The sequence below is a fragment of the Kytococcus sp. HMSC28H12 genome (genome assembly GCF_001816045.1).
Lineage (GTDB): Bacteria > Actinomycetota > Actinomycetes > Actinomycetales > Dermatophilaceae > Kytococcus > Kytococcus schroeteri.
Window position 1 is genome coordinate 1 of record NZ_KV824270.1, and the last position, 5,272, is coordinate 5,272.

The 5,272-nt window shown below is 73.5% G+C and carries 7 protein-coding genes; 5 read left to right on the forward strand and 2 right to left on the reverse strand.

What is annotated here, in order from left to right:
* The first annotated feature begins 31 nt into the window (after window positions 1-31).
* A complete protein-coding gene (locus HMPREF3099_RS00835) occupies window positions 32-874 on the forward strand; it encodes a MetQ/NlpA family ABC transporter substrate-binding protein (RefSeq protein ID WP_083323367.1) in 843 nt (280 codons plus the stop codon).
* Window positions 875-890: 16 nt separating this feature from the next.
* Here HMPREF3099_RS00835 and HMPREF3099_RS00840 read toward each other — a convergent pair whose 3' ends face one another.
* Window positions 891-1,955 carry a TlpA family protein disulfide reductase gene (locus HMPREF3099_RS00840; protein ID WP_070703321.1) on the reverse strand — a complete coding sequence of 355 codons (1,065 nt, stop codon included), beginning with the start codon at window positions 1,953-1,955 and terminating at the stop codon, window positions 891-893.
* An 81-nt stretch (window positions 1,956-2,036) separates the two neighbouring features.
* Between HMPREF3099_RS00840 and HMPREF3099_RS00845 the strand changes: the two genes are divergently transcribed.
* The 3 genes from HMPREF3099_RS00845 to HMPREF3099_RS00855 all read left to right on the forward strand — a co-directional run bounded on the left by HMPREF3099_RS00845 (window position 2,037) and on the right by HMPREF3099_RS00855 (window position 3,987).
* Window positions 2,037-2,561 carry a hypothetical protein gene (locus HMPREF3099_RS00845; protein WP_070703322.1) on the forward strand — a complete coding sequence of 175 codons (525 nt, stop codon included), beginning with the start codon at window positions 2,037-2,039 and terminating at the stop codon, window positions 2,559-2,561.
* 107 nt (window positions 2,562-2,668) lie between these two features.
* Window positions 2,669-3,217 (forward strand): hypothetical protein, encoded by a 549-nt coding sequence (locus HMPREF3099_RS00850; RefSeq protein ID WP_070703323.1) that lies wholly within the window; start codon window positions 2,669-2,671, stop codon window positions 3,215-3,217.
* A 134-nt stretch (window positions 3,218-3,351) separates the two neighbouring features.
* Window positions 3,352-3,987: a hypothetical protein gene (locus HMPREF3099_RS00855; protein WP_070703324.1), complete on the forward strand. Its 636-nt coding sequence runs from the start codon at window positions 3,352-3,354 to the stop codon at window positions 3,985-3,987.
* Between the two features lie 95 nt (window positions 3,988-4,082).
* Here the strand turns inward: HMPREF3099_RS00855 and HMPREF3099_RS00860 are convergent, their stop codons facing one another.
* The gene (locus HMPREF3099_RS00860; protein WP_141494983.1) at window positions 4,083-4,601 is read right to left on the reverse strand and encodes a hypothetical protein; all 519 of its coding nucleotides are present in this window, start codon (window positions 4,599-4,601) and stop codon (window positions 4,083-4,085) included.
* 94 nt (window positions 4,602-4,695) lie between these two features.
* Between HMPREF3099_RS00860 and HMPREF3099_RS13600 the strand changes: the two genes are divergently transcribed.
* Window positions 4,696-4,827, forward strand: coding sequence for a hypothetical protein (locus tag HMPREF3099_RS13600; protein ID WP_256374408.1), 132 nt, complete (start codon window positions 4,696-4,698; stop codon window positions 4,825-4,827).
* Window positions 4,828-5,272: the final 445 nt, after the last annotated feature.

Genomic DNA, 5,272 nt, shown 5'->3' on the forward strand with positions numbered 1-5,272 from the left:
CCCACCCCATCCCACCCCACAGGAGATCCCCATGAGCACCGTCCGTCCCACCCGCCGCACCCTCCTCGCCCTCGCCGCCGGCCTCACCGCATCGGCCACCCTGGCCGCCTGCGGCGGCGACGAGAGCACCGGCGGCTCCGCCTCCGGCGGGGATAGCAAGACGCTGAAGGTCGGCGTCAACCCCGTGCCGCACGGCGAGATCCTCACCTTCGTCAAGGAGAACCTGGCCCAGGAGGCCGGCCTGGACATCGAGGTCGTGGAGTTCACCGACTACGTGCAGCCCAACGCGGCCCTGGATGCCGGTGACCTGGACGCCAACTACTTCCAGCACCAGCCCTACCTGGACGAGCAGAAGAAGGCCGCCGGGTACGACTTCGTGAGCCTGGGCGCGGTGCACCTGGAGCCGCTGGGCGTCTACTCCGAGACGGTGAAGGACCTCAAGGAGCTCTCCGGCGACAGCAAGGTGGCCATCCCCAACGACCCGTCCAACGCCGGTCGTGCGCTCAAGCTGCTCGCCGAGCACGGCGTGCTCGAGCTGGAGGACACCGGCGACATCGCGCCCACCGTGGCCGACGTCAAGGACGGCGGACCGGAGGTCGTGGAGCTCGAGGCCGCGCAGCTGCCCCGCTCGCTCGGTGACGTGGACGCCGCCGTCATCAACGGCAACTACGCCATCGAGGCCGACCTCTCCCCGGTGGACGACTCGCTGGCCCTGGAGAAGGCGGAGGGCAACCCCTACGCCAACCTGCTCGTGGTGCGCAGCGAGGACGCGGAGAACGAGCAGCTCACGAAGCTGGCCGAGCTGTTGCGCAGCGACGAGACCAAGAAGTTCATCAAGGACAAGTACGCCGGCACGGTCATCCCGGCCGAGTGAGCCCCGCGCGGGAGGCTCAGCCGTCGGCGGGGTCCTGCGCCCCGCCGGCGGCCTCCCGCAGTTCGGTCGCCACTTCCTCGATGAAGGTGGTCACTGCGACACCCCCGGCCACCGGGCCACCGGCCATCAGGCCGTCGGCACCCAGCAGCAACGCCGAGGGCGTGGCCTGCAGGGCGAACATGAGGCGCATCTGCTGGCCCTCGTCGTAGCCGACCGTCACACCCGACGGGCGCAGCGGGTCGTCCGGGGCGCTCGGCGTGGTGGTGACCACGAGCACCCCCACGTGCTCGAACTCCCGGGCGAACTCCTCGGCGCGAGCCAGAGCCTCCATGCAGCTGCCGCACCCCAGGCTCACCCAGAGCACGAGCCAGGCCTTCCTCTGGGAGATCTCGCGCAGCCGCAGCGGGCCGTCGTCGCCCGTCACCTGGACGAAGGGGATGGGGGTGCGCACGTAGTCGAGCTCCTCGACCTCGTCCGTGGTGACCACGGCGCCGGCATCGTGGGGGGCGCCCGCCGCTGCCGGGCGGGTCTCGGCAGTGGCGGTGCCCTCGGCACCCCCGCCGATGAGCCAGGTGAGGGCCACGCCGGCGGCCAGCACCGGGATCCACCACCACAGCGACGGCCCGTCCAGCAGGCGGCCGACGATGCTGCCGCCCCGGAACGCGTCCACCACGGTCACCAGCCCCAGGGCCACGAGCACGAGGTTGCGCACCACCGTGGCCCGCGTGATGGTGCCCTGGCCGAGCTTGCCGAAGCACCCGCACGTGACGGGGACGTCGAAGCCCAGGGCCCGCACCACGAGCACCGTGTAGAGCAGCCCCAGCAGCAGCGTGGCCACGGCGGCCACCCCGTACCAGGGGGAGGGGAGGAGCAGCAGGGCCAGGGCCAGGACGACCTCCCCCGGCCCGAGCAGGCGGGGGCCTTGCATCCGCACCATCCAGTGCGGCAGGCGCAGCTGGTGGAAGGCGCTCTCGGTGCTCTGGACGTCGCGGAGCTTGGTCAGGCCGCTGGTGCCGTAGACGGCGGCGAGCAGCAGGCCCGCCCCGGCGGCGGCATCGGGCAGGAGGGACGCGTCACTCATGGTGAAAGTATCCCCCGACCGGCTAAGGTTTCGGGACCGTGGCCCGCGAGGGGCGGGCCCCCGGGTGGGGAGGATCCCGCCATGACCCTGATGCGTCCGGCCACCGAGCGCCCGGGCACCGTCACCGCCTCCGTGCTCCTCATGGTCATGGGCCTGCTCTCCGCCGCCGTCTGGGGCCTCGGCGCCACCCAGGGGTGGTGGGTGTCCGATGCCGGGCTGGCGCAGGCCGCCGACCTCGAGGGCGACTTCGGGCGTGCCCTCGAGGCGTCCCGCGTGGACATGGACCGAGGCAGCATCGAGGACGCGCGGCGCGTGCTCAACGGCACCACGGTGATCCTGGCCCTCGGCGCCGCCACGCTCTGGGCGGGGACCGCGGCGATGGTGTGGCGCGGCATCGGGCCGGCCCGCGACGTGGCCACCACCTCCTGCCTGGTGGGCGTGCTGTGCCTGCTCGGCTGGGCCATGGGTTCGGGCGTGGCCAACACCCTCGCCCTGCAGGTCCAGGCGGGGGTGATGCTGCTGCTCGGGCTGGCCGCGACCGCGCTGCTGTACGTGCCGGCGTCGAGCCGCTGGTTCGACTCGGCCAGCACCTACCGCTGGAGTTGAACCGCCGGGTCCGTCCTGCGGTGGACCGCACGCGTCGTCCCGACGGGGGACACTGCCGGGGTACAGAACGCACACGACCCCCACGCGACCCGCACCCGGAGGTGCCCGTGACCTACACCCAGCCCGGACCGAACCAGCCGGGCGGCTTCCAGGCCGCCCCCAGCCTGGACGACCACCGCGACCTGCGCCCCGTGGCCCGGCCGGCCGCCGTCGACAAGGCCGTGAAGCTCATGTACGCCGGGGCTGGCCTCTCCCTGCTGAGCCTGCTGGTGGGCCTGCTCATGCGGCCCAGCGTGGCGGAGATGAAGGACGCCATGGAGCAGGCGGGCCTCTCCCTCTCCGACGCCCAGATCGAGCAGAGCCTCCAGCAGAGCTTCCTCACCGGCATCATCGGTGGCCTCATCGGTGTGGGCCTGTGGCTCCTGCACGCCTGGGCCGTGGGCAAGGGCCACAACTGGGCCCGCATCACCGGCACCGTCCTGGGTGCGCTGAACATCCTGGGCCTGCTGTTCGGCCTCCTCGGCCTGGCCGTCACCCTGGCCACCACCAGCGGCATCATCGGCTTCGTGCTGCAGGTGGTCTCCGCCGCCCTGGCCGCGGCCATCATCTACTTCATGTGGCGCCCGGAGAACAAGCCCTTCTTCGGCCAGCACTGAGGCACGGCGCCTCGAGCGTGCGGCCCCACCCCGGTCCCTCGGGGTGGGGCCGCGTCGCGTTCTCCACCCGACGGGGGACGGTGTGCCGGGGCGCCGGCGGCACAGCATCGGGGTGAGAACTCGAGGAGGAGACCATGACCCAGCCGCACGACCCCTACGCCCCGCAGGGCCAGCCGTCCCCGGGCCCGCCGCACCAGGGCTGGTCCACGCACCCGTACGGGACGCCGCCGCACCCGTACGCGCAGCCCTCCTTCGGGCACCCTGGCGATGCCCCGCCCGGGTACGGGCACCCGCCCACCGGCCCGGCGCCGCGGCCGCGAGCGGTCGACCTCGCCGTGAAGCTCATGGGGGTCGCCGCTGGTCTGGCGCTCCTCTCGATCCCCCTCGCCTTCCTGCAGCGCGGGGCCATGACCGAGGAGTACCTCGAGCAGATGGAGGCCGCAGGGCAGCCGGGGTCCGCGGGCATGGCGCAGGCGATGATCGACATCGCGCTGGCCGTCACCGTGGTGGTCGCGCTCCTCTCGGCCGGTCTGTGGTTCCTGCATGCGCGGGCCACGGGGCGAGGGAGGAACTGGGCGCGCATCAGCGGGAGCGTCCTGGGCGGTCTCACCCTGCTCACCGCGCCCATCGCCTTCGTCTACGGCGTGGCGGCCGGCACCTCGGTGCCGTGGTACAGCCACCTGCTGAACGCCCTCAACCTCCTGCTCGTGGTGGCCGTCCTCGTGCTCATCTGGCAGCCCCGCAACCAGGCCTTCTTCGCCCAGCGCTGACCGGTCCACCCACCAAAGGTCCGCCTGTGGTCCAGAGGTACGTGCCGGGACGCGTACCTCTGGACCACAGGCGGACTTCTGCGATGGGGGCGCGCTCACGGTCGTGGGGCAGCGGCGCCAACTCGGGCGCACAGGCGCAGGGGCGCGTCCGGGCCGTGCAGGTCCGGCCAGGTCACCCGCACGATGCCCAGACCCATCTCCCGCAGGGCGTCCTCGCGGACCTTCTCCGCCACCAGCGCCTGGCGTCCTGAGGCGCCGTCGTACTTCACGGCCCCGTCGAACTCGAGCGCCACCCGCAGCTCCTCCACCAGCAGGTCGAGGCGGTACCGGCCGCGTGGGGTCTGCACCGTGACCTGGGACCGAGGCGTGAGGCCGCCCTGGACGAGGGCGAGGCGGGTCCGGGTCTCACCGGGCGACTCGCAGAGGGGGTCGGCCAGCTCCAGGGCACGACGCAGCACGGCCACGTTCCGCAGGCCGGGCCGGGCGACCGCCGCCACCTCCTCGAGGGTGGTGAGCCCCGCGTGGAGGGCTGCGTCCATGGGGACCAGGGCCCGCTCCACGCCCGTGCCCGGGTGCATCGCGTACTCAGCCAGTGCGCGGGCCAGGGGACTCACCGGCCACTCGTGGGTGCACCCGGGAGGGACCACGAGGACGGGCGCCGTGGGGTGGGGGTGCAGCTCGAGGCCACGGCGAGGGCGGAGCCGTCCGATGGCGCGCGGAGCCGAGCTGGACCGTCCTCGACCGGCCCAGCAGCGGGAGGCCGAGGAGCTCCAGGGTCGAGGCCCTCGTCGCGCAGTGATCGGGGCGGGTGACGAGCTGGCCGAGGACGCGGAGGCGTGACTCGACGCGGTGGTCCTCGGGCGGGGCGCCCACGGCCAGGGCACCCGGCGCCGGTCGCCAGGCCGACCCCTCGGCGACCGCCCTGTGCACCGTGGCCGAGGACACGCCCGCGCGCCGCAGGAGCGCGAGACTCACCACGCCATCGCGGCAGGGGACGGCGGCCAGGGCGCCGGGGACGGGTGGTGGCTGGGGAGGTGGTCCGGTCAGGTGCATGTCCCGAGGGTCGCCCGAGGCAGGGGCACGCCGCTGGAGGTACCGCCAGCCCCGGGGGACCAGCCCTCACCGCGGTGGGCGCAGGACTCCCCGCTGTGGACAGGGCGTCGGGTCGCGCGATGCAGACGCCGCTGTGCAGAAGCCCGCCTCCGGTCCAGAGGTACGTGCCGTGAGGCGTACCTGTGGACCGGAGGCGGGCTTCTGCGTCGGGGCCGGGTCGGGGCGGGGCGGG

Excerpts from the sequence above, each read along its gene's own strand:
- HMPREF3099_RS00835 (WP_083323367.1), top strand. The coding sequence starts at position 32 with ATGAGCACCGTCCGTCCCACCCGCCGCACCCTCCTCGCCCTCGCCGCC.
- HMPREF3099_RS00840 (WP_070703321.1), bottom strand. The coding sequence starts at position 1,955 with ATGAGTGACGCGTCCCTCCTGCCCGATGCCGCCGCCGGGGCGGGCCTG.
- HMPREF3099_RS00845 (WP_070703322.1), top strand. The coding sequence starts at position 2,037 with ATGACCCTGATGCGTCCGGCCACCGAGCGCCCGGGCACCGTCACCGCC.
- HMPREF3099_RS00855 (WP_070703324.1), top strand. The coding sequence starts at position 3,352 with ATGACCCAGCCGCACGACCCCTACGCCCCGCAGGGCCAGCCGTCCCCG.
- HMPREF3099_RS13600 (WP_256374408.1), top strand. The coding sequence starts at position 4,696 with ATGGCGCGCGGAGCCGAGCTGGACCGTCCTCGACCGGCCCAGCAGCGG.